Below are 22,074 nucleotides of genomic sequence, written 5' to 3'. Positions count from 1 at the left end.
GTCGCCTCACGAGGGCGGCCGTTTTTCAAGGAGCCCCTCATGCAAAACAACATCGTCATCCAGGCGCCCGCCGTGGCGCAAAAGCGCACGACGCGCGAATGGCAGCAAGCCGATTCGGCGCACTTCCTGCACCCGTTCACCGACCACCACGGCCTGAGCAGCAAGGGCTCGCGCATCATCACCAAGGCAGAGAACATCTACCTCTGGGACAGCGAAGGCCACAAGCTGCTGGACGCCATGAGCGGGCTGTGGTGTGTCAACGTCGGCTACGGCCAGCAGGCGCTGATCGACGCGGCCACGCGGCAGCTGAAAGAGCTGCCGTTCTACAACGCGTTTTTCCAGACCGCCACGCCGCCGTCCATCGAAGCGGCCGAGCTGATCTCTTCGGTCACGCCGCCCGGTTTCGAGCATGTGTTCTTCACCGGCTCGGGCTCCGAAGGCAACGACACCGTGGTGCGCATGGTGCGCCGCTACTGGGACATCCTGGGCCAGCCGGAACGCCAGGTGATCATCGGCCGCGTCAACGGCTACCACGGCTCAACGATGGCCGGCGCCTCATTGGGGGGCATGAGCGGCATGCATGCACAAGGTGGGTTGCCGATCCCCAATATCGTGCACATCGACCAGCCCTACCAGTTTGAACACGGCCGCGGCATGGACCGTGACGCCTTCGGCCTGAAGGCCGCAAGCTGGCTGGAAGACAAGATCCTCGCCGTCGGCCCGGAGAAGGTTGCGGCCTTCATCGGCGAGCCGGTGCAAGGCGCTGGCGGCGTGATCATCCCGCCGAAGAGCTATTGGCCCGAGATCCAGCGCATCTGCGACAAGTACGGCATCCTGCTGGTGTCCGACGAAGTCATCTGCGGCTTCGGCCGCACCGGCAACTGGTTTGGCTGCGAAACCATGGGCAGCAAGCCGGACCTGATGACCTTCGCCAAGGGCGTGACCTCGGGTTACATCCCGCTGGGTGGCGTGGCCGTCGGCGGGCGTGTTGCCAAGGCGCTGATCGAGCAAGGCGGCGAGTTCCAGCACGGCTTCACCTACTCGGGCCATCCGGTGGCATGCGCAGTGGCCGTGGCCAACATCAAGCTGATCCAGCAACTCAAGCTGGTCGAGCATGTTCGCGACGACGTCGGCCCGTATCTTGCACAGCAGTTTGCAAGCTTGCGCGACCATCCATTGGTCGGCGAAACGGAGACATGCGGACTGATGGGTGCGATGCTGCTGGTGAAGGACAAATCCACCGGCACGACCTTCCCAGGCGAGGTGGACATCGGCATGGTGTGCCGTGGCCATTGCTTCGCCAACGGCCTGATCATGCGTGCGGTGGGCGACCGCATGATCATCGCGCCACCGCTGGTGATGACACGCGCTCAGATCGACGAAATGATGGCGCTGATCCGCCGCTGCCTCGACCTGACGCTGGCCGATGCCACGAAGAACGGCTGGATCTAAGGGTGCCCCCGGGCCTGTCGCTTCGCGTCAGGCCCCCCTGCCCCGGGCGTTACCGCGCCCACGTGCTGCGCCAGCTTTTTTCGTGTTCGCCCGGGGCGTCACTGCCCTGTTCGTCTCCTAGACTGCAAGCTGAAGCTTGTGCACCGCTGCCCCACCGGCGTGTGCCCTGAGTTTGACAACCCGCATCTGTGACCCCCGGAGGAATATCTTCATGAAGTTCAAGTCTGTGCGTTCGGTTCTGTCGCTGGCCATGGCCGCGCTCTCGCTCTCATTGGTCGGCGGCGCCGCCATGGCCCAGGAAGAGGAAAAGGTCCTCAACATCTACAACTGGTCCGACTACATCGCCGAAGACACGATTGCGAACTTCGAGAAGGAAACCGGCATCAAGGTTCGCTACGACAATTTCGACAACAACGAAATCGTCCATGCCAAGCTGGTTGCCGGCAAGACGGGTTACGACGTGGTCGTGCCTTCGTCGAACTGGGCCAAGCTGCAGGCCGAAGGCGGCCTGCTGCGCAAGCTCGACAAATCGCTGCTGCCCAACCTGAAGAACCTGGACCCGGCGATCCAGGCCCAGCTGGCCAACATGGACCCGGGCAACCAGTACATGGTCGACTGGCTCTGGGGCTACACCACCGTCGGCATCAACGTCGACAAGGTCAAGGCCGCGCTGGGCGGCACGCCGATGCCGGACAACGTCTGGGACCTGGTCTTCAAGCCCGAGTACATCTCGAAGATGAAGTCCTGCGGCGTGTCCTTCCTGGACTCGGCGACCGAGATCGTGCCGGCCGCGCTGCACTACCTGGGCAAGCCTTCGTTCAGCAAGAACCCGTCGGACTACGCCGCCGCGACCACGCTGCTGAAGTCCGTGCGCCCCTACGTCACGCTGTTCAGCTCCTCGGGCTACATCAACGACATGGCCAACGGCTCGGTCTGCCTGGCACTGGGCTGGTCAGGTGACATCAACATCGCGCGCCAGCGCGCCATCGAAGGCAAGACGGGCCAGAAGCTCGAGGCCCTGATTCCGAAGACCGGCGGCTTGCTGTTCTTCGACGTGATGGTGATCCCGGCCGACGCAGCCCACCCTGGCAACGCGCACAAGTGGATCAACTACATCATGCGCCCCGAGGTCGACGCCGGCCTGACCAACAAGGTCTTCTACGCCAACCCGAACAAGGAGTCGCTGAAGTTCGTCAAGCCCGAGGTCGCGAACAACCCGACGGTCTTCCTGTCTCCGGCCGACCTGCAGAAGATGGCCGCACCGGACTCGTTGAACAACGACCTGCGCCGCCTGATGACGCGCACCTACACCTCGTTCAAGACCGGTCTGTAAGGCGCCCGCCCGCATCATGACGAACTCCCCCGCCAGCGTCTCTCGCCCGACCAGCCCCGTCGGCACTTCCGCTGCCGACAGCACCTACCTCCAAATCCAGAACGTGGTGAAGGACTTCGGTGGCTACAAGGCCGTCAACAACGTCAGCCTGGACATCGCCAAGGGCGAGATCTTCGCGCTGCTCGGCTCGTCGGGCTGCGGCAAGACGACCTTGCTGCGCATGCTGGCGGGCTTCGAGACGCCGACTTCAGGCCGCATCATCCTGAACGGCCAGGACCTGGCGGGGCTGCCGCCTTACGAGCGGCCGCTGAACATGATGTTCCAGTCCTACGCGCTGTTCCCGCACCTCACGGTGTGGGACAACATCGCCTTCGGGCTGCGGCGCGACGGTCTGCCCAAGGAGCAGGTCGCCGAGCGCGTGGAAGCCATGCTGAAGCTGGTGCAACTGGGCAAGTTCGCCAAGCGCAAGCCGCACCAGCTCTCCGGCGGCCAGCAGCAGCGCGTGGCGTTGGCGCGCAGCCTGGCCAAGCAGCCGCAGATGCTGCTGCTGGACGAGCCGCTGGGCGCACTCGACAAGAAGCTGCGCGAGGAAACGCAGATCGAGCTGGTCAACATCATCGAGCAGGTTGGCGTGACCTGCGTGATGGTGACGCACGACCAGGAAGAAGCCATGACCATGGCCTCGCGCATCGCGGTGATGAGCGAAGGCCGGTTCCTGCAGGTCGGCACGCCGGGCGAAGTCTATGAAACCCCGCAGACCCGCTTCGTCGCCGACTTCATCGGCAACGTGAACCTGATGGACGGCACGGTCGAGGTCGACGAGGCGGACCACGTGATCATCGCCAGCCCGGACTGCAGGCACTACGTCGGCCACGGCATCACCGGCACGCTGGGCATGCCGGTCACGGTGGCGCTGCGGCCGGAGAAGATCGTCATCGACCGCAACCCGCCGCCCGACGAGTTCAACCGCGTGCAGGGCACCATCGAGGAAATGTCCTACTTCGGCAGCTTCACCGTCTACCGACTCAAGCTGGCCAGCGGCGAGATGCTCAAGGTGAGCATGGCCAACACCGTGCGCCAGCGCGAAGACGCGCTGACCTGGGGCGACAGCGTCTGGGCGCACTGGTCGCGTTCGTCCCACGTGGTGCTGACCCAGTGAGCGCCGCCGTGTCGACCCCTGCCGCCGCAACCGCGCCTGCCCGCAAACGGCCCAAGTGGCTGACTGGCCGCTTCGGCGTCATTGCCCTGCCCTACGGCTGGCTGCTGGTCTTTTTCCTGCTGCCCTTCCTGATCCTGGTCAACTTCAGCGTGTCCGAAATGGGCGCGGTGGTGGCCAAGGACCTGGTCAGCTACAAGGACGGCCTGCTGACGCTGACGCTGAAATTCGGCAACTACGTCTTCATCACCGAAGACGAGCTGTACTGGATGACCTACGTCGCCAGCCTGAAGTACGCGGCCATCACCGCCGTGCTGTGCCTGCTGATCGGCTACCCGTTCGCCTACTTCATGGCCCGCGCCAAGAGCACGCTGCAGCCCACGCTGCTGATGCTGGTGATGCTGCCATTCTGGACCTCGTTCCTGCTGCGCGTCTACGCCTGGAAAGGCCTGCTGAGCGAACATGGCTGGGTCTCGGACTTCCTCATCGGCACCGGGCTGGACCAGGTGCTGGCCTGGGCCCACCTGATTCCCGCGCCGGGCAAGCTGATGAACACGCCGTTCTCGCTGGTGCTGGGCATGGTCTACACCTACGTGCCCTTCATGATCCTGCCGCTGTACTCCAACCTCTCGAAGATGGACGTGCGGCTGCTGGAAGCAGCGGCCGACCTGGGTGCCACCGCCTGGGTCGCGTTCTGGAAGATCACGGTGCCGCTGTCCAAGGCCGGCATCATCGCCGGCACGATGCTGGTGTTCATCCCCTGCGTTGGCGAGTTCGTCATTCCCGAACTGCTGGGCGGCCCCGAGACGCTGATGATCGGCCGCGTGGTCTGGGACGAGTTCTTCTCGAACAACGACTGGCCCATGGCCTCCAGCGTGGCCGTGGTGATGATCCTCTTGATCATCGTGCCGCTGGCCTTCTTCAGCAAATACCAGGCAGAAGCCCAGGAGGCCCGCTGATGCTGCGCACCTCTCCTGCTTTCAACCGCGGCTTCGGCCGCGCCTGGCTGGTCCTCGGCTACGCCTTCCTGTACCTGCCCATCCTGGCGCTGGTGCTGTTCTCGTTCAACGACTCGCCGGTGGCCAACGTCTGGCGCGGCTTCACGCTGAAGTGGTACAGCGCGCTGGCCCGCGACGGCGAGATGATCAGCGGCCTGTGGCTGTCGGCCAAGATCGCGTTTTTCACCGCCTGCGGCTCGGTCATCCTGGGCACCTTCGCGGCCTTCGCGCTGGTCAAGTACAAGCGCTTCTTCGGCCGCACGCTGTTCTCCGGCATGGTCAACGCGCCACTGGTGATGCCCGAGGTCGTGGTCGGCCTGTCGCTGCTGCTGATGCTGGTTTCGGTGCAACGCATCACCGGTTTCCCCGAGCGCGGCGCCAGCACCATCTGGCTGGGCCATTTGCTGCTGGGCATGGCCTACGCCACGGTGGTGGTGCAGGCCCGGCTGCAGGAGCTGAACCCCTCGCTGGAAGAGGCTGCGATGGACCTGGGCGCCCGCCCGCGCCAGGTGTTCTTCCTGGTCACGCTGCCGATGATCTCGCAGGCGCTGATGTCGGCCTGGCTGCTGACCTTCACGCTGTCGCTGGACGACGTGGTGCTGTCGGCCTTCCTGTCCGGCCCCGGCTCCACCACCATGCCGCTGGTGATCTTCTCGCGCGCCCGACTGGGGCTGAACCCCAGCGTCAATGCGGTGGCCACCTTGATCGTGTTGGTGGTCTCCATCGGCGTGATCGCGGCCAGCTACCTGATCGCCCGAGGCGAGCGCCGCCGCCAACAGGAGATGGCCGCCGCGGCGCGCAACTGAACCTTTGCTTTTTTCGCCGGTTGGCCGCTGCCTGAGGAGGCACGCCAGCACGGCCCGGATCGGTCCCACCCGGACCTGCAGCTCACGTCGAAAACCCAGATAGAAGGAATCCACGATGAACGTTCTCCGCCCCTCCCTGCTGGTGCTCGCGCTGGCCGCTGCCTTCCCGGCAATGGCGCAGTCCAACGAGGAACTGCTGAAGGAACTGCAAGCCCTGAAGGCCCGCATCGGCCAGCTGGAAGCCAAGCTGGGCGCAACGCCCGCGCCGGCAGCGCCCGCCACGCAGCCGCAATGGGGCATGACGCCCGAGCAGGCGGCCGAGTTCAACCGCATTGCCGCCAAGACCGAAGCCATCCAGGACAACCTGCAGGACAAAGGCTTCATGGGCCTGAAGATCTCCGGCTACATCGAGCCCACCTACGTCTGGAACCAGCGCCAGAACCGGGCAGGCTTCCAGTTCCTGAACCAGCAGTCCGACGGCTACGCCTACGACACCTCGTACTTCGGCGCCGCCTCCATCGACTTCCTGAAGGAAACCGACAGCGGCACCATCTGGCACCTGACGCTGGCCCCGAACCGCGGCGTGGGCGCGGCCATCGACGGCGCCAGCATCGTGCAGGAAGCCAGCGTCTCGGTCGCGCTGACCGACCAAAACACCCGCTTCATCGCTGGCCAGATCCCAGACTGGTCCGGCTACGAGTACCAGCAGCCCACGCTGAACCCGCTGACCAGCCACAACCTGCTGTATGACTTCACGCTGCCTGTCGGCTACACCGGTGCCGGCCTGGACTTGAAGGACGGCAAGTGGTGGGTGCGCACCGCCATCGCCAACCTGAACGCGCCTGTCCACCAGGCGGGCGACAAGTCCGCCGTGTGGGCGCTGCGGCTGGACTACGCCAAGGGCGAGTACGACGGTTGGGGCTTTGCCAGCGTGGTCGGCAAGACCCCGAACTTCAACACCGGCACCAACACGATGTCCTTCATCGCCGAGGCGGATGGCTACTTCACCCGCGGCGACCTGACGCTGCAGGGCCAGCTCGCCTATGGCCAGCAGAAGGAAGGCGCCATCACGCCGGCGGCCGATGGCAGCTGGCGCGACTCGCGCTGGTTTGGCGCTTCCGGCCTGGTCGGCTTCATGTTCACGCCGCGCCTGCAGGGCCTGGTGCGCGCCGACTACATCTACAACCGCAAGAACGGCGGCGGCCTGTTCGGCTACAACGGCTACTCCGGTGCCGACGAAAACGGCGACCTGGCCTATGGCAACGACGGCCGCAACGGCCTGGGCCCGGACCTGAGCGGCGACCTGGACAAGGGTGCCAACCGCTACGCTGTGACCATCGGCGGCAAGTACGCGGTCGACACGGCCACCACCGTGAAGCTGGAATACCGCCTGGACGGCGCCGACCGCCCGGTCTTCGAAGACGTGCGCAACGGCACGTTCAAGAAGACCAACAACATGATCGCCACCTCGGTCGTCGTCGCGTTCTAAGCTGCACAGAGCGCAGGGCGAACACACCGCCTCGCGCCTGCAAGCCATACAAAGGCGGACCACCGCCTTGCCTGCAGGGCCGCTGACTTGGCAGAAAGCCGACGGCGGCCCTTTCTTTCTCGACACTCCGGAGACTTCAGATGAGCACCCCCATCAACTGGACCGAACGCGCCACCTCGCTGCAGTTCGACGGCCGCGCCGTGATCAACGGCCAACGGGTCGCCGCTTTGGATGGCCAGACCTTCGCCAAGCACTCGCCCGTGGACAACCGCCTGCTCGGCGCCGTCGCCCGCGGCCAGGCGGCCGACATCGACGCCGCCGTGAAGGCCGCCCGCGCCGCCTTCGACGACCGCCGCTGGGCCGGCCAGCCACCCGCCGCGCGCAAGAAGGTGCTGCAGCGCTTCGCCGAGAAGATCCTGGCCGCCGGTGAAGAACTGGCGCTGCTGGAGACGCTGGACATGGGCAAGCCGGTGCAGTATTCGCTGGGCGTGGACGTGTCGGCCACCGCCCGCTGCATTGCCTGGTACGGCGAAGCCGTGGACAAGGTCTACGACGAGATCGCCCCGACCGGCGACAGCGCGCTGGCCCTCATCACCCGCGAAGCCATGGGCGTGATCGGCGCCATCGTGCCCTGGAACTACCCGATGATCATGGCCGCCTGGAAGCTGGGCCCGGCCCTGGCCGCCGGCAATTCCGTCGTGCTCAAGCCCAGCGAAAAGAGCCCGTACACCGCCGCCCGCCTGGCCGAACTGGCCGTTGAAGCCGGCCTGCCGCCAGGCGTGTTCAACGTCGTGCCTGGCTACGGCCACGAGGCCGGCGAAGCGCTGGCGCTGCACATGGACGTGGACGCCATCGGCTTCACCGGCTCGACCCGCGTGGGCCGCCGCATGCTGGACTACGCAGGCCGTTCCAACCTCAAGCGCGTCTACAACGAGCTGGGCGGCAAGTCCGCCTTCCTGGTGTTCGAAGACTTCAAGGACATCGCCCGCGCCGCGCAAACCGTTGCCGGCAGCATGTTCTTCAACCAGGGCGAAAGCTGCAACGCACCCTCGCGCGTGCTGGTGCACGACAGCGTGGCCGACGAGTTCGTCAAGCTGGTGGCTACCGAGGCGCCGAAGTACGCCGCGGGCGATCCGCTGAGCGGCAAGGCCGAGCTGGGCGCGCTGGTCGATGAAACCCAGATGCGCACCGTGCTCGGCTACATCGACGCCGGCAACACCGAAGGCGCACGCTGCGTGGCCGGCGGCCGCCAGGCGCGCAGCGAAACCGGTGGCTACTACGTCGAGCCCACGGTGTTCGACGGCGTGACCAACGACATGAAGATCGCCCGCGAGGAAATCTTCGGCCCGGTGATGAGCATCATCCGCTTCAAGACCGAAGCCGAGGCCGTGGCCATGGCCAATGCCTCCAGCTACGGCCTGCAGGCCAGCGTGTGGAGCGACAGCCTGAACCGCGCCCACCGCGTGTCCCGTGCGCTGCGAGCCGGCACCGTGCACGTCAACCAGTACGACGAAGACGACATCACCGTGCCCTTCGGTGGCTACAAGCAGAGCGGCAACGGCCGCGACAAGTCGCTGCACGCGTTCGACAAGTACACCGAACTGAAGACGACCTGGATCCGCCTTGACTGACCTCCACCAGCGCCTTGCCACGCAGGGCGTTCACACGCTGATCGCCCAGTTCGCAGACGTGCACGGCACGGCCAAGGGCAAGTACGTGCCCTTGGCGCATCTGGACGATCTGCTCAAGACGGGCGCTGGCTTTGCCGGCCCGTCCATCTGGGGCACGGCCTTGCCGCGCACTGGTGCGCGGGCCGAGTACTACGCGCGGCCGACCGAGGACAACATCCAGGCGCTGCCGTGGATGCCCGGCTACGCGCTGGCCACCAGCAGCGGTTTCGTGGACAACCAGCCTTTCGAGGCCTGCCCGCGTCAGGTGCTGCAGCGCGCCACCGTGCGGCTGGCCGAGCGCGGCTGGCGGCTGAAGACCGGCATCGAGCCGGAGTTCTTCCTGCTGAAAGCAAAGGACGGCCGCTGGCTGCCGGCAGATGAGGCGGACCGTCTGGACAAACCCAGCTACGACCTGAAGTCCATGCCGCGCCAGGCCGCCTTCCTGCAGGCGCTTGGCCAGGCGCTGACCGACGCCGGGCTGGACGTGCTGCAACTGGACCACGAGGATGCGCACGGCCAGTACGAAGTGAACTTCGCGTTCGACGAAGCGTTGGCCAGCGCCGACCACCTGATGCTGTTCAAGCTCGCCGCACACACGTTGGCCGAGCAGCACGGCACCGTGTTCTCGATGATGCCCAAGCCCTTTGCCAACCAGCCGGGCAGCGGGCTGCACTTCCATGTGTCGCTGTGGGACGAGGCGAACCGCTGCGTCTTCGCGCCGGTGGCGGACGAGCCGGGCGCGCTGCTATCGCCGCTGGCGCGCCACTTCATCGGCGGCGTGCTGGCCCATTCAGCGGCGCTGTGTGCACTGGCGGCGCCCACGGTGAACAGCTACAAGCGGCTGGTGGTTGGCGAGTCACTGTCCGGCACCAGCTGGGCGCCTGCCTATGTGGCGCACGGGCCGAACAACCGCACCGCGGTCGTCCGCACCCTGCCCGGCCGTTTCGAATGGCGGCTGCCGGACGCCAGCGCGAACCCGTACCTGGCAACGGCTGCGCTGATCGCCGCCGGGCTGGATGGCATTGACCGCCAACTGGACCCAGGGCCGGACTGCACCGAGGACCTGTTCGCGCTGTCGCTGGGCGAGATCCGCGCGCGTGGCATCGCGCTGCTGCCGCAGTCGCTGGACGAAGCAGCCGACGCGCTGGCGGCAGACGAGATCGTCTGCGCTGCGCTGGGCCCGGTGCTGAGCGCAGAGTTCATCCGGCTGAAGAAAGCCGAGTGGCTGGCTTACGCCCGCCACGTCAGCGACTGGGAACTGCAGCGCTACGCGACGATGTTCTGATCGCCGCGAAGCGCGGCCGAGCGCAGCCTCACTTGATCGTGCTGAGGTAGGCGATCAGGTCGGCCCGTTCCTTGGCGTCTGGCAGGCCGTCGAACTTCATCTTGCCGCCGGGCACGGCCTTCTTGGGCAGGGTCAGGTAGGCGTCCAGCTGTTCCTGCGTCCAGGCGATGCCGCTGGCCTTCAGCGCGTCCGAATAGGCGAAGTCCGGCAAGGCAGCCGCCTTGCGCTGGAAGCTGCCGAACAACGACGGCCCCTTCTTGTTGCGCCCTTCTTTCACGCTGTGGCACTCGGCGCAGTTTTCGGCGTACAGCTTGCCGCCCACTGCCATGTCGCCAGCGGCCCGGGCGGCCGGCAGCATGGCGGCCAGCGCCAGCATCGCGGCCGGCGCCGCCCATGAGGAGAGATGTCGGGTCATGTTGGCGGCTTTCAGGTCAGAAACTGGTCCAGGCGAACAGGAACAGCGTGTTGTTGTCCGAAGCCTTGCGGCCGCTGCCGTCGTGGTTGCGGGCGGCGCCGTTGTACTCGCTGTAGGCGGTGTACTGCGCACCCAGCCGCAGGTTGGCCCACGGCGCCAGCCACGAACCTTCCTTGCCCCAGGGCGTCCAGTCGGCCTGGAAGGTGGTGCCCAGGGTGTTGGGCTTGTTGTGCGCGTTGGCGCTGTACAGCGTGGCGTCGCTGTCGCCCGTGGTCAGGAAGCGGCCCACCGAGAAGCCCCAGGTCTGCAGCCAGGTGTACGAGGCATTGAGCTTGGTTTCGCGCAGGTAGCCGCCGGCATGGGCGGCCTCGCCGGCGGCGAGCATCGCATCGCGGCTCTGGCGCTCCCAGATGTGGCTGCCCTGCACCGTGAAGATGTGGTCCCGCGTGCCCAGGAACTGATACTGCGCGTCCACGCCCAGGTCGTGATAGCGGTTGGTTGGGCCGCCTGACAAGCGGTCAGGCTGGATGCCGGCATTGAAGCCGAACACACCCGCCGACCAGGCCTGGCGCTTCAGGTCCTGGAACCAGGCCAGGCGCCAGTAGGCGGTGTTGCCGGCCACGCGGCCAGGGTCGTCCGCAGTGCCCAGGCTCATGCGCTCCTGCGCAGTGCGCGAGAGGCCGCGGTAGGCGCCCAGCTCGGCATACCAGCTGTTGTCGTAGAAGGCATAGCCGGTGAGGCCCAGCACATGCTGCTCCAGTCCGCCATTGATCAGCGTGCCGGTCTCCACGCCGCCGAAGCCCAGCGGCGAGCCGGCATACGGGAAGCTCCACACCGGCAAGGTGTTGAACGGGTCCTGCACGCCGGGGTTGTTGTTCAACGTGGCGCCCAGGATCAGGTCCTTGCCGCCAATGTCGGTGGCGTGCGCAAAGCGCAGGTCCATCTGGTCCAGCGAGCTGCTCTTGCCCACGCCGTCGTAGGTGATCTGCATGAACGAGCCCAGCTGGTCGGCCAGCTTGCCGGCGATGAACAGCGAGGCTTCGTCCAGCGTGCGGTTGTCGTTCAGGCGCGAGCCCGGCGCGGGCGCTTCGGCCTGGTCCTTGCCGGTGTGGGTGAACGAGCCCACCACCATGCCGGACAGCGGCACCTTGCCGGACTGGCCGTCGGTATCCGTGTAGCCACCCATCTTGAACTTCACGCCAAACGGCGTGAGCTGCGGGCCGAAGCCGCCGACGTGGCAGGCCACGCAGTCCTGCCCGGTCTGGCGGGCATAGCTGGGCACCGCATGGCTGCTGCCAGCGGCCATCAGCCCTGCAGCCAGGCCCAGCAAGGCCGCACTGCGGCGAAACGAACTTAACAAGGTCATGGAGACTCCCGGAGGTCAGGCAAAAGATGGGGTGGCCTCGGCCTGGGCCGAGGCATGAAGGTGTGCAGTTCGCGCCGACTGCGCAGCCGGGCGCTCAGCTGCGAGCTCGTGCCCAGGGCCACATGGCGCGCAGCACGCCGTCACGCAGCACCAGGTGGTGCCATAGCGCCGCGGCAGCATGGGCGCCAACCATGGCGGCCAGGATCCAGGCCAGCGTGCCGTGCCAGTCTTCCAGCGAGTCGACGAGATCGGGGTCAGGCGCCAGCAAGGTGGGCAGCGTGCCCAGCAGTGGCAGCACCACCGGCTTGCCGGCGGCATTGGTGAGGGCCCAGCCGAGCAGCGGCAAACCCAGCAGGAAGACATAGAGCAAGCCGTGGATGCCCGAGGCCAGCCAGGCCTGCCAGCGCGGCTGATCGGACAGCACCTCCTGCAGTCGCCAACGGCTGCGCATCACCAGCCGAGTCAACGCGAGGGCCCAGACGAGCAGTCCCATGACCCGGTGCAGTTGCAGCCAGGTCGCGCGCACCGCCTTCTCATCGATCGATTCCCGGCCGAGCACCAGCGCGAAGACGGCCAGCAAGGCCAGCGCGGTAAGCCAATGGGCGACCGCCAGCGGACGAGGTTGGCGCGCCAGCGGTGCCGCGGCGGCCCGCTGTTCGGAAGACGGAAAGGCCATGCAGGACCCCTGAATCGGACAGAAGCCCTAGGCTAAGAGGGGCCGCCCTTCAAAAGCCTGACAGTCGCGCCTGCCGCAGGAATGACTCAGTCGTGCAGCGGTGGGAATTCCAGCCGCACCCGCAGGCCGCCCGCGGGCCCGGTCTCGCCCAGCGCCAGCCTGGCCCCGTGCCGCAAGGCCACTTCGCGCACGATGGCCAGGCCCAGGCCGGAGCCGCCCCGGGCTGCCCCCGGTGCCTGGTAGAAGCGCTGCAGCACCCGCTCGCGTTCCTCGGCGGGGATGCCGGGGCCATCGTCTTCCACCACCAGCCAGGCGCCGCCGCCCTGCGCCATGCCGCAGCTGGCGGTGACGCGGCCACCGGCGGGCGCATGGCGGATGGCGTTGTGGACCAGGTTGCCGATCAACTCGTGCAGCATCCAGGCCGAGCCCTGCACCGGCGCAGGCGCGGCGTCGAAGCCCAGGTCAATGCCGGCCTGCAGCGCCGGGTCCAGCCAGATCGAGGCGTCGTCTTCCAGCAGATCGCGCAAGTCCACGCGATGGAAGGCTTCGGGCACTGCGGCCTCAGGGGCCGAGCGGGCCAGGGCCAGCATCTGCTGGGTGGAACGCGCCATGCGCTGCAGCGCGCCCGTCACCGCGGCGAGCCGACTGCGTTGTTCCGGTGTTGCCTCCTTGCCGATCAGCTCCACCTGGGTCTGCACGCCAGCCAAAGGCGTGCGCAGCTGATGCGCGGCCTGCGACAGGAAGGCCTGCTGCGCCTGCGCCGCGGCGCGCACATGCGACATCAGCCGGTTCAGCGCCGCCACCAGCGGGCGCAGCTCCGCGGGCAGCGTGGCCTCGGGCAAGGCGCCCAGATCGTCCGGCGAGCGCTGCCCCACGGCCTCGCTGAGCCGGTCCAGCGGCCGCATCGCCGCGTCCACGCCCAGCCACACCAGCGCCAGCGTCAGGCCCAGCAGGACCAGGTTGGGCATCAGCGTGCCGAGCAGCACCTGCCGGGTCTGCGCCTGGCGGCGCTCGGTGGTTTCGGCCACCACCACCATCACCGGCCCCAGCGCCGAAGGGTGAGGAAAGCTGATCACCCGCACATCGTGGTTGTCCCAGCGCCGGTCGGTGTAGCGTGGCCGGTCGCGCTCGTCGCGTTCCACCAGCGCCGCCTGCGCAGGGTCCCCGCTGATCACGCCACCGTGCTCGTCCAGCACCAGCGCGTACAGCCTGTCCTGGCCGTCAACCCGCTGCATCGCCTGCACCGTGCGGCTCAGGTGCAGGCCCAGGTCGTCGTCACGCGCGTCGTCGGCATCCACGTCCAGCCGTGTGGCCAGCGCGATCGCCACGCGGCGCAGCGCCAGGTCCTGGTTGTCGCGCGCCCGGTTCAGGGCGCTTCGATAGTCATATGCCGCGCTGAGCACCAGCACCACCAGCAGTGGCCACCACAGCAGCCTCAGCAGGCGGCCGCGCAGGCTGCGCGGAGAGGCGGGCCGCAGATTCATTCGGTGTCCATGCGGTAGCCCACGCCACGCACGGTGCGGATCGAGACGCCGCTGCCGGCCAGCTTGTTGCGAACGCGCGAGACGTAGATCTCGACCGCGTTGTCGGTGATCTCCTTGTCCCAGCAGCTCAGGCTGTCGGCCAGCTTGCGCTTGGGCAGCACCCGCGGCATGGCCAGCATCAGCGCCAGCAGCAGGTCCCACTCGCGGCCGGTCAAGGCCAGCGGTGCATCGGCCAGCGTGGCCTCGTGGGTGGCAATGTCCAGCAGCAGCGGCCCGGCGGCCACCCGCGAGCTGGCGGCGGACTGGCTGCGGCGGATCAGTGCCTGCACCCGGGCCAGCAACTCGGGCAGCAGGAAGGGCTTGATCAGGTAGTCGTCGGCCCCATCGTTCAGGCCGCGCACCCGGTCTTGCAGGCCGTCGCGCGCGGTCAGCATCAGGATGGGCACCTTGTTGCCGCTGGCGCGCACCCGGTGCAGCAAGGCCAGGCCGTCCATGCCCGGCAGCCCGATGTCGAGGATGACCAGGTCGTGCACACCGTGGGCCAGCGCGTCGAGCGCGGGCTCTGCCGCTTCCAGGTGGTCCATCTCCATGCCAGCCTGGCCCAAGGCCTCGCGCAGGCCCGCGGGCAGCAGTTCGTCGTCTTCCACCAGCAAGATGCGCATGCCCGGCATCCTATTCCTCCGGCCGCAGGCGCCGCCTTGGCCTGGGTTAACCTGCCGCGCATGTTCCTGAAGTTACCTGTGCGCGCGCTGGCGTACGCCAGCCTGGCGTCCAGCATGGTCCTGGTGGGCAGCTATGTGGGCCTGTCGAAATCCCTGGTCGCCGTCTTTCCCGTGTTCCTGCTGGCCTGGCTGCGCTTTGGCATTGCCGCCGTGGCCATGGCCGGTTGGGTGCGGCGCCCGCACGCCGAGCAGCGGCTGAGCCGGGGCGACCGCAAGCTGCTGTTTTTCGAGAGCTTCCTGGGCAACTTCCTGTTTTCGATCTGCATGCTGTTCGGCGTGCAGGCCACCTCGGCCGTGGCGGCCGGCGTGGTGATGGCGGGCATCCCGGCAGCGGTGGCGCTGCTGTCGCGCTTCTGGCTGGGCGAGAAGCTGCAGCCGCGGGTGCTGGCCGGCATTGCCTGCGCGGTGGCCGGCATTGCGCTGCTGGCGCTGGCTCGCGGCAGCCAGCCGGCGGCGCAGCAGGCACCCTGGTGGGGCTACGCGCTGCTGCTGGGCGCGGTGTTCTGCGAGGCCTGCTACGTGGTCATCGGCAAGCGGCTGACGGCCCAGGTCTCGCCCAAGCGCATCAGCGCGCTGATCAACCTCTGGGGCCTGGTGCTGGTCACGCCGCTGGGCTTGTGGCAGGCGATGCGTTTTGACTTCGCCGGCGTGGCGGCTTCGGCCTGGGGCCTGCTGCTGTTTTACGCGGTGGCTGCCAGCATGGTCACCGTGTGGCTGTGGATGGTCGGGTTGCGCCATGTGCCGGCCCAGCAGGCGGGGGTGTTCAGCGTGATGCTGCCGCTTGCCGCCACCGCGGTCGGCGTGTTGTGGCTGGGCGAGTCGCTGGGCCTTGCCCAGGCACTGGCCCTGGGCCTGGCGCTGGCTGGCCTGCTGCTGGCGACCTGGCCAGGGTCTTCCCCAGGTAGGCGCCAGCCCGCGGGGTGAGGAAACCTGACTGTCAACATTGACAGCTGTGTTCTCCCAGCATGCTCTGCTGTAATAAGGCATGACTTCTACGGGTGCTAGCGCAACACCCAACACCTTGAACGCCAGGTCCGACCCAAGCCTGCAGCCCACTTCGCTGGCCGGCTGGCTGGCCAGCCACAGGGAGCGCCGCATGGCGCTGTCCCTGCTGTGCATTTGCGCGCTGCTGTTCGCTTGCGCGGTGCCGTTTGCGAAGGAGCCGCTGGGGCAGCTCTGGCCCTTCATCCCGGCCTATGAGGCGGCGCTCGTCGTCACCGACCTGATCACCTTCGTGCTGCTGCTGGGCCAGTTCCGGCTGACCCGCTCGCGTGCACTGCTGGTGCTGGCCTGCGGCTACCTGTTCACTGCCAGCATCACCACGCTGCATGCCTTGACCTACCCCGGCGTGTTCAGCCCCGCCGGCCTGCTCGGTGCGGGGCGCCACACCACGGCCTGGATCTACATGTTCTGGCACGGCGGCTTTCCGCTCTATGTGCTGGCCTACGCGCTGCTGCGCGGCAGCCGGCGGGAGGCCTTGCGGCATGGCCGCTCACCGCTGCTGGCCAGCCTGGCAGGTTCTGGCCTCGCACTGCTGGCGGCCGGCCTGGCTGTTGCATGGACCACGCTGGGCCAGGACAGCCTGCCCGCGCTGATGACCGATCAGCACAGCTACCTCTCCAGCCTCACGCTGGTCGTCAGCACCGTCTGGCTGATCTGCCTGGTCACACTGGGCACGCTGATCTGGCAGCGCCGTCCGCTCACCGTGCTGGACCTGTGGCTGGTCGTGGTGATGGCGGTGTGGCTGCTGGACGTGGGGCTGTCGGCGCTGTTCAACGCGGCCCGCTTCGACCTGGGCTTTTACGCCGGCCGCATCTTCGGCCTGATGGGGGCCAGCTTCGTGCTGGGCCGGCTGCTGCTTGAAAGCAATGTGCTCTACACCAAGCTGGCCCATGCCCATGACCGCATGCGCAGGCGCAGCGCCGAGCTGAACGCCTTGACCGAGCAGCTGCAGGCGGCCAACGCACAGCTGGCCGCGGGCAACCGGCAGCTGGAAGAACAAAGCCGCTTCAAGTCGGATTTCCTGGCCAACATGGCGCACGAGCTGCGCACGCCGCTGAACGCGGTGATCGGGTTCTCCGAGATGCTGAAGGCCAGCATGGCCGGACCCTTGAGTGACCGGCAGCGCACCTTCGCCACCCACATCTTCCAGAGCGGCCACCACCTGCTGGCGCTGATCAACGACATCCTGGACCTGTCCAAGATCGAGGCCGGCAAGGTCGACATCGAGCTGGAAGCGGTGCCGCTGCAGGCCTTGCTGACCGAAACCCTGGCGATGGTCGACGAACGCGCCCGCGCCCGCCAGGTCCGGCTGCTGCTGGCCAAGCCCGGCCCGCTGGGCATGCTGCAGGCCGACCGCCGCCGGCTCAAGCAGCTGCTGCTGAACCTGCTGTCCAACGCGATCAAGTTCAGCCCCGATGGTGGCCAGGTCAGCGTGCAGGTGCAGTGGGCCGACGCCGACCGTGCCAGCAGCGCCCTGCCCGGCTTCCGCGAAGGCCTGCGCATGCAGCCGCCGGTGCAGACCGAGGCCGCTCCCGCGCGCCCCACGCGCTATGTCGAGATCTCGGTCACCGACAGCGGCATCGGCATCAGCGCCGCCGACCTGCACAAACTGTTCAAGCCCTTCACCCAGATCGCCAACTCGGTGACCCGCCAAGCGGAGGGCACCGGCCTGGGCCTGGTGATGGTGCACCGGCTGGTGGAGCTGCACAACGGCATGATCGCCGTGACCAGCGAGGCCGGTCGTGGCAGCTGTTTCACCGTCTGGCTGCCGTTGCGGGACGAGACGGCCCATGCGGCGCAGCAAGCCTGGGCGCCTGGAAGCAACCGGTCCAGCGACACGGTTCACCGCCTGGCGCTGGTGGTGGAAGACAACGCCGACGCCGCGGCGCTGATGCGCGTGCAGCTGGAGGAACAGGGCTTCGAGGTGCGCTGGGTCCATTCAGCCGAAGAGGCGCTGACGCTGGCCGCCGAATGCACGCCGGACCTGATCACGCTGGACATCATGCTGCCCGGCATGGACGGCTGGCAATTCCTGGCCCACATGCGCACGCTGCCGGCCTGGGCCAGCGTGCCTGTGGTGGTCGTCTCTGTCGTGGCCGACCATGGCCGCGGCTATTCACTGGGCGCCGCGTTGGTGCTGCAAAAGCCGATTGCGCGTGACGCGCTGGCCCGAGGCCTGGAGCGCATGGGCCTGGCGGCAGACGCCGAGCGCAAGGCCACGGTGCTGGTGGTGGACGACGACCCGATCGCCGTCGAGCGACTGGCTGGACAGCTGCGCCAGCGTGGCTGCGTGGTGCTGCGCGCGCTGGGTGGGCAGGAAGGCATCGAACTGGCGCAGCGCTTCCGGCCGGACCTGATCGCACTGGACCTGGCCATGCCCGAGGTCAGCGGCTTCGACGTGGCCGAGGCATTGAAGAACCACCCGGCCACGCGGCACATCCCGATCGTTGCGGTGACCGCGGGCGACCTGAGCCTGGCCGACCGGCAACAACTCAACGGCCGCATCCAGGGCCTGGTGACCCACGCCGACTTCGCGCATGGCGAGTTTGTCGGGGAAGTGCAGCGGGCCTTGGCCCGGCCGGCACTGTAGAGGTTCTGCCGCGGTTGCTGGGCTTCGACAGGCTCAGCCCGAACGGTGGGTGCTATCCGAACGGGGGACTTTGAACCGTTCGCCCTGAGCCTGTCGAAGGGTAGCGATGAGCATCCACAGCCCCCGCCGCTCAAACAAAACCCAGGGACCTCGCGCTGCCGAAGTTCACCAGGTTCGGCAGGATCTTGTCGAGCTGCGCATCCTTCGCGCCGAACCAGTGCAGCAGCGTCGCGGCGTACTGGTCCACCGAGCTGCTGGGGATCCAGCGGCCTTGCAGTTCCCAGCTGTCCACACCCACGTCGTCCGGTCCGCCCAGCACCAGCTCCGGGTAGCGGCCATAGGCCTGGCCGCCCTTCACCGCCCCGCCCAGCACCAGTTGATGGTTGCCCCAGGCGTGGTCGGTGCCGGCGCTGGCGTTGGGCGCAAAGGTGCGGCCGAAATCGCTTTGCGTGAAGGTGGTGACCTTGGGGCCCAGGCCGATGGCGGTGATGGCCGTGTGGAAGGCCGCGAGTGCCACGGCCAGCGTGTTCATCAGGCCGGCGTGCGCGCCGTCCAGCGAGGTCTGGCCGATCTGGCCGTTGTGGTTGTCGAAACCGCCCTGGGTCACGAAGAAGATCTGGCGGTTGCCCTGCACCACGGCGTTCTGCGCAATCAGCCGGGCCGTCTGGTAGAGCTGCGCGGCCAGCGGTTCGCTGACCACGCCGTTGACCATCAGTGCCGCAAATGCGCTGTCCACCGCCGGCACCGAGTTCGCGTCGCCCGGCTTGGAGGCGACCAGCGTGCCCAGTCGCTGCGAGACCTCGAAGGCATCGCGCTGCTGGCTGCTGTAGGCATCGCGCAGCCCCACGCCGCTGGTCTGCGCGTACAACGCGTCGATGGCCGCCTTGCGCAGCGCGTTGGGCTCCCATGTGAGGTCCGAGGGCTGCAGGCCGTAGGCACCGAAGACGTTGCCCGCCGTGGGCAAGACCAGCGGCGTGCGGGTGTCTTCCACGCCGAAGCGGCCGTTGCTGCCAATGGCAATCACCGGGTTGATGGTCTTCAGGACCTGCGAGCTGCGGCCGCCCCAGCCGGTGCGGTAGTCCGAGTCGCCGGTGCCGGTTTCCCACAGGGCCTGCTGGTCGGAGTGGGAGAACAGGCTGTCGGGAATCAGCGACGAGCCTTCGGGCTCGGCGCGGTACTGGTCCTTGGTGAGCGGGCCCACCAGTGGGCCGACGTTGACCACAGGCGCCAGCTGGCCGTTGGCCCACCAGGGCTGCAGTGCGGCCATGGCCGGGTGCAGGCCGTAGTCGCTGCCGGTCAGCGCCACCAGCTGATCCTTGGGCAGCGCCAGCTTGCCGCGCACGCCAGCGTACTGGTTGTAGCGGCTGGTGTCGCTGGGCACGACCATGTTCATGCCGTCGTTGCCGCCATAGAGGAAGACGCAGACCAGTGCCTTGTAGTCGGCCGCATAGGCCGGGCCCATGCTCAGCAGGTTGGCCACGCTGCCGGCGCCCAGCGATGCAGCCAGCATGCCGCCGGAGCGGCGCAGCCATTGGCGGCGGGCGGGAGAAAAGGAATCGTGATGATCGTGCGACATGGAGGTGTTTCCGGATCGTTGACGGGGCCGGCTCACAGGGCCACCTGGTAGTCGGGCGAGGCCATGATCAGGTAGGCGGCGGCACGCACACGCTTGGACTGCCAGTTCTGGCTGTCGCGCTGCGAGGTCCACCAGCCCACTGCGTCGATCACCTTCTGCCGCGGCGTGGCGGCCAGCGGCTGGCCCAGCATCACCAGCGACATGCGGTCGACCAGCGCGGTCGCGTCAGCGGCGCTGCTGAGGAAGGCATCGACCTTGATCTTGGTGCCGATGGCGTTCGGGATCGTCGCGTCCGGCGTCGAGCCGTCCCAGTCGAACAGGTAGGTCAGGTAGTTCAGGCGGTTCAGTGCGCCATTGGCATTGTGGATGCCGAACTCCGGGCCGACCAGCTTGCTCGTGCCGGCCACCGGGTAGCGCGGCGGGTAGTAGCTGAACACCGAGGGCGGGTTGAACATGTGCTGCTTGAGCGACTCGCCCCACCACCAACTGAGCGACGCGCCGTCGCTGAAACCGTTCATCACGCGCAGCGCGCTGGTGAAGAACAGCGCGGGCGAGCGCAGCTTGCCGCCATTGGCCGGGTTGACCGTGGTGTCGCGCGCCTCCGGGTCCAGCAGCACCGCGGCCACGGTGGCGGCCAGGTCGCCCTTCACGCCAGCGCCGAAGCTGATGGTCTTGTCGCCATCCACGTACTTGAACTTGCCGTTGTTGAAGGCAGTGGCCACGTGCTGCACATACAGCGGCGTCGGGTTGCTACTGACCAGTTGCTGGATCAGCTGCTTGGCCAGGAAGGGGCCGATGTTGGCGTGGCCCATCACGCTGTCGAGCACGCGTTCCAGCGAGGTCGCGGCGTCGGCGCCTGCCGGCACGGCCACGCCACCCAGCAGCGTGCGGGCGCTGCTGTTGCGCAGCGCCGGGGCCGGCACCATGTCGCCGCCGTAGTACTGGCAATTCGCGCCGGTGGGCCAGCAGCCCCAGCTGGCGCTGCCGCCCACCGGGTAGGTCCAGCCGGTCAGGGCAAAGGCGTAGTTGCGCACCATGTCGTTGTCATAGACCGGCTGGCACTTGCCGCCCACGTAGTTGCCGTTTTTCTGCAGCTGGCAGGTGCCCAGCGAAAACAGCTGCAGCATCTCGCGCGCGAAGTTCTCGTTCGGTGCGGTGGGCGAGTTGTTGACGTGGTCCAGGTAGTCGCCCATCACCGGCGACAGCACGACCTTGCGCAGCACGTCGCGGTAGTTGCCGAAGGCCAGCGTCAGGAAGTTGTTCTGGTAATTGCGAATGCCGTAGGTGCCGCTGACCTCATAGCCGCTGACCACCAGGATCTGGTGCAGCGCCAGCGCCACACGCTGGCGCAGCTGGTCCGTCTGGCCGGTGGCGTTGCGGTAGAAGTCCCAGATCAGCGGGTCGGTCGAGTAGTAGTCGCGCCAGCAGTTCGGGTTGCCGGACTGGGCCGGCTGGTCGCAGAAGCCGACCTCGCTGACGTTCTTGTGGATCGCATCGCCGTTGGCAGCGCCCGAGGTGTAGCGCGAGCTGGAAAGCGCCATCTGGTCCTTCAGCCAGCCTGGCAGGCCGCGGCTCTGCAGCGTGGTGATGAGGGCCTCGTTGGCGCCCATCGTCGCCTGCTGGGCGAAGCGGACCGCGTCCAGCTGCGAAGGCGCGGTCAGCTGCGAAACGGCCAGCGCGCTGCGGCGGGCTTCGGCAGCAGCTGCCTCGTTCGAACTGCCCTCGCTGGCACTGCCGCCGCAGCCGGCGAGCCCCCAGCTGATGACGACGGCACCGAGGACGGCGCCGGCGCGGCGCCATGGCAACTTGGAAAGCGCAGGCGAGCGCCGGCACACGCTGGCGTCTACGCCAGCGTGGCGAACAGGAGTCGGCATGTCAAAGTCCCTTCGGGCCGTGCAAAGCAGCCCGTTGTCAGTGGCAAGGTAGGCGGGTCAGGTCACCGGAAAAGCAAACCCGGGCAACAGACAAAATTCTGCCGGGGTCGCCTTCGGGAAGCTGTGAGCAGTTGATGCGCCGATCGCATCAACTGCCCCGCCAATCAGCAGTTTCTGTGC

At 67.5% G+C, this 22,074-nt stretch carries 17 protein-coding genes; 10 read left to right on the top strand and 7 right to left on the bottom strand.

The window, feature by feature from the left end:
- Positions 1 to 39: 39 nt before the first annotated feature.
- From AC3WR5_RS31535 to glnT, 8 genes are all read left to right on the top strand, one after another.
- Positions 40 to 1,452 carry an aspartate aminotransferase family protein gene (locus AC3WR5_RS31535; protein WP_211361300.1) on the top strand — a complete coding sequence of 471 codons (1,413 nt, stop codon included), beginning with the start codon at positions 40 to 42 and terminating at the stop codon, positions 1,450 to 1,452.
- Between the two features lie 250 nt (positions 1,453 to 1,702).
- Positions 1,703 to 2,785, top strand: a complete 1,083-nt coding sequence (locus tag AC3WR5_RS31530; RefSeq protein ID WP_492489736.1) for a polyamine ABC transporter substrate-binding protein — start codon at positions 1,703 to 1,705, stop codon at positions 2,783 to 2,785.
- A 16-nt stretch (positions 2,786 to 2,801) separates the two neighbouring features.
- A complete protein-coding gene (locus tag AC3WR5_RS31525) occupies positions 2,802 to 3,944 on the top strand; it encodes an ABC transporter ATP-binding protein (RefSeq protein ID WP_492489687.1) in 1,143 nt (380 codons plus the stop codon).
- Positions 3,945 to 3,952: 8 nt separating this feature from the next.
- On the top strand, positions 3,953 to 4,900 hold the full coding sequence (locus AC3WR5_RS31520; RefSeq protein WP_492489685.1) for an ABC transporter permease: 948 nt from the start codon (positions 3,953 to 3,955) through the stop codon (positions 4,898 to 4,900).
- Positions 4,900 to 5,745 carry an ABC transporter permease subunit gene (locus tag AC3WR5_RS31515; RefSeq protein ID WP_492489683.1) on the top strand — a complete coding sequence of 282 codons (846 nt, stop codon included), beginning with the start codon at positions 4,900 to 4,902 and terminating at the stop codon, positions 5,743 to 5,745. The genes AC3WR5_RS31520 and AC3WR5_RS31515 overlap by 1 nt, the downstream gene beginning before the upstream one ends.
- A gap of 115 nt (positions 5,746 to 5,860) precedes the next feature.
- Positions 5,861 to 7,234, top strand: coding sequence for a DUF3138 family protein (locus AC3WR5_RS31510; RefSeq protein WP_141285510.1), 1,374 nt, complete (start codon positions 5,861 to 5,863; stop codon positions 7,232 to 7,234).
- Between the two features lie 140 nt (positions 7,235 to 7,374).
- Positions 7,375 to 8,865 carry an aldehyde dehydrogenase gene (locus AC3WR5_RS31505; RefSeq protein WP_231012167.1) on the top strand — a complete coding sequence of 497 codons (1,491 nt, stop codon included), beginning with the start codon at positions 7,375 to 7,377 and terminating at the stop codon, positions 8,863 to 8,865.
- Positions 8,858 to 10,189, top strand: coding sequence for a type III glutamate--ammonia ligase (gene glnT, locus AC3WR5_RS31500; RefSeq protein WP_492489680.1), 1,332 nt, complete (start codon positions 8,858 to 8,860; stop codon positions 10,187 to 10,189). The genes AC3WR5_RS31505 and glnT overlap by 8 nt, the downstream gene beginning before the upstream one ends.
- 28 nt (positions 10,190 to 10,217) lie before the next feature.
- On the opposite strand, the gene AC3WR5_RS31495 is transcribed toward glnT, so the two are convergent.
- From AC3WR5_RS31495 to AC3WR5_RS31475, 5 genes are all read right to left on the bottom strand, one after another.
- Positions 10,218 to 10,604 carry a c-type cytochrome gene (locus tag AC3WR5_RS31495; protein WP_141289257.1) on the bottom strand — a complete coding sequence of 129 codons (387 nt, stop codon included), beginning with the start codon at positions 10,602 to 10,604 and terminating at the stop codon, positions 10,218 to 10,220.
- Between the two features lie 16 nt (positions 10,605 to 10,620).
- Positions 10,621 to 11,970, bottom strand: a complete 1,350-nt coding sequence (locus AC3WR5_RS31490; protein ID WP_492489678.1) for a cytochrome c1 protein — start codon at positions 11,968 to 11,970, stop codon at positions 10,621 to 10,623.
- A gap of 94 nt (positions 11,971 to 12,064) precedes the next feature.
- Positions 12,065 to 12,646 (bottom strand): cytochrome b, encoded by a 582-nt coding sequence (locus AC3WR5_RS31485; RefSeq protein ID WP_492489677.1) that lies wholly within the window; start codon positions 12,644 to 12,646, stop codon positions 12,065 to 12,067.
- Positions 12,647 to 12,732: 86 nt separating this feature from the next.
- Complete coding sequence (locus AC3WR5_RS31480; protein WP_492489675.1) at positions 12,733 to 14,130, bottom strand: sensor histidine kinase; 1,398 nt, start codon at positions 14,128 to 14,130, stop codon at positions 12,733 to 12,735.
- On the bottom strand, positions 14,127 to 14,792 hold the full coding sequence (locus AC3WR5_RS31475) for a response regulator (RefSeq protein ID WP_492489674.1): 666 nt from the start codon (positions 14,790 to 14,792) through the stop codon (positions 14,127 to 14,129). Before AC3WR5_RS31475 ends, AC3WR5_RS31480 begins: the two co-directional genes overlap by 4 nt.
- A 60-nt stretch (positions 14,793 to 14,852) precedes the next feature.
- Between AC3WR5_RS31475 and AC3WR5_RS31470 the strand changes: the two genes are divergently transcribed.
- Both AC3WR5_RS31470 and AC3WR5_RS31465 read left to right on the top strand, forming a co-directional pair.
- Entirely contained in the window at positions 14,853 to 15,776 is a 924-nt protein-coding gene (locus AC3WR5_RS31470) for a DMT family transporter (RefSeq protein ID WP_492489735.1), read from the top strand.
- Between the two features lie 97 nt (positions 15,777 to 15,873).
- Positions 15,874 to 18,444: a response regulator gene (locus tag AC3WR5_RS31465; protein WP_492489673.1), complete on the top strand. Its 2,571-nt coding sequence runs from the start codon at positions 15,874 to 15,876 to the stop codon at positions 18,442 to 18,444.
- Between the two features lie 130 nt (positions 18,445 to 18,574).
- Here the strand turns inward: AC3WR5_RS31465 and AC3WR5_RS31460 are convergent, their stop codons facing one another.
- Entirely contained in the window at positions 18,575 to 20,020 is a 1,446-nt protein-coding gene (locus AC3WR5_RS31460; RefSeq protein WP_492489671.1) for a DUF1501 domain-containing protein, read from the bottom strand.
- A 32-nt stretch (positions 20,021 to 20,052) separates the two neighbouring features.
- Entirely contained in the window at positions 20,053 to 21,894 is a 1,842-nt protein-coding gene (locus AC3WR5_RS31455; RefSeq protein WP_492489669.1) for a DUF1800 domain-containing protein, read from the bottom strand.
- Positions 21,895 to 22,074: the final 180 nt, after the last annotated feature.

This window comes from Ideonella sp. FW305-24, from assembly GCF_058788035.1.
Note: the sequence above shows the minus strand (reverse complement) of the source record. Positions and strands in the feature narration are given on the sequence as shown.

What these genes read in the sequence shown, in the direction of transcription:
- AC3WR5_RS31470 (WP_492489735.1), top strand. Translation starts at nt 14,853, where the DNA reads ATGTTCCTGAAGTTACCTGTGCGCGCGCTGGCGTACGCCAGCCTGGCG.
- AC3WR5_RS31460 (WP_492489671.1), bottom strand. Translation starts at nt 20,020, where the DNA reads ATGTCGCACGATCATCACGATTCCTTTTCTCCCGCCCGCCGCCAATGG.
- AC3WR5_RS31510 (WP_141285510.1), top strand. Translation starts at nt 5,861, where the DNA reads ATGAACGTTCTCCGCCCCTCCCTGCTGGTGCTCGCGCTGGCCGCTGCC.
- AC3WR5_RS31455 (WP_492489669.1), bottom strand. Translation starts at nt 21,894, where the DNA reads ATGCCGACTCCTGTTCGCCACGCTGGCGTAGACGCCAGCGTGTGCCGG.
- AC3WR5_RS31480 (WP_492489675.1), bottom strand. Translation starts at nt 14,130, where the DNA reads ATGAATCTGCGGCCCGCCTCTCCGCGCAGCCTGCGCGGCCGCCTGCTG.
- AC3WR5_RS31495 (WP_141289257.1), bottom strand. Translation starts at nt 10,604, where the DNA reads ATGACCCGACATCTCTCCTCATGGGCGGCGCCGGCCGCGATGCTGGCG.
- AC3WR5_RS31535 (WP_211361300.1), top strand. Translation starts at nt 40, where the DNA reads ATGCAAAACAACATCGTCATCCAGGCGCCCGCCGTGGCGCAAAAGCGC.
- AC3WR5_RS31505 (WP_231012167.1), top strand. Translation starts at nt 7,375, where the DNA reads ATGAGCACCCCCATCAACTGGACCGAACGCGCCACCTCGCTGCAGTTC.
- AC3WR5_RS31490 (WP_492489678.1), bottom strand. Translation starts at nt 11,970, where the DNA reads ATGACCTTGTTAAGTTCGTTTCGCCGCAGTGCGGCCTTGCTGGGCCTG.
- AC3WR5_RS31475 (WP_492489674.1), bottom strand. Translation starts at nt 14,792, where the DNA reads ATGCGCATCTTGCTGGTGGAAGACGACGAACTGCTGCCCGCGGGCCTG.
- AC3WR5_RS31485 (WP_492489677.1), bottom strand. Translation starts at nt 12,646, where the DNA reads ATGGCCTTTCCGTCTTCCGAACAGCGGGCCGCCGCGGCACCGCTGGCG.
- AC3WR5_RS31530 (WP_492489736.1), top strand. Translation starts at nt 1,703, where the DNA reads ATGGCCGCGCTCTCGCTCTCATTGGTCGGCGGCGCCGCCATGGCCCAG.
- AC3WR5_RS31525 (WP_492489687.1), top strand. Translation starts at nt 2,802, where the DNA reads ATGACGAACTCCCCCGCCAGCGTCTCTCGCCCGACCAGCCCCGTCGGC.
- AC3WR5_RS31515 (WP_492489683.1), top strand. Translation starts at nt 4,900, where the DNA reads ATGCTGCGCACCTCTCCTGCTTTCAACCGCGGCTTCGGCCGCGCCTGG.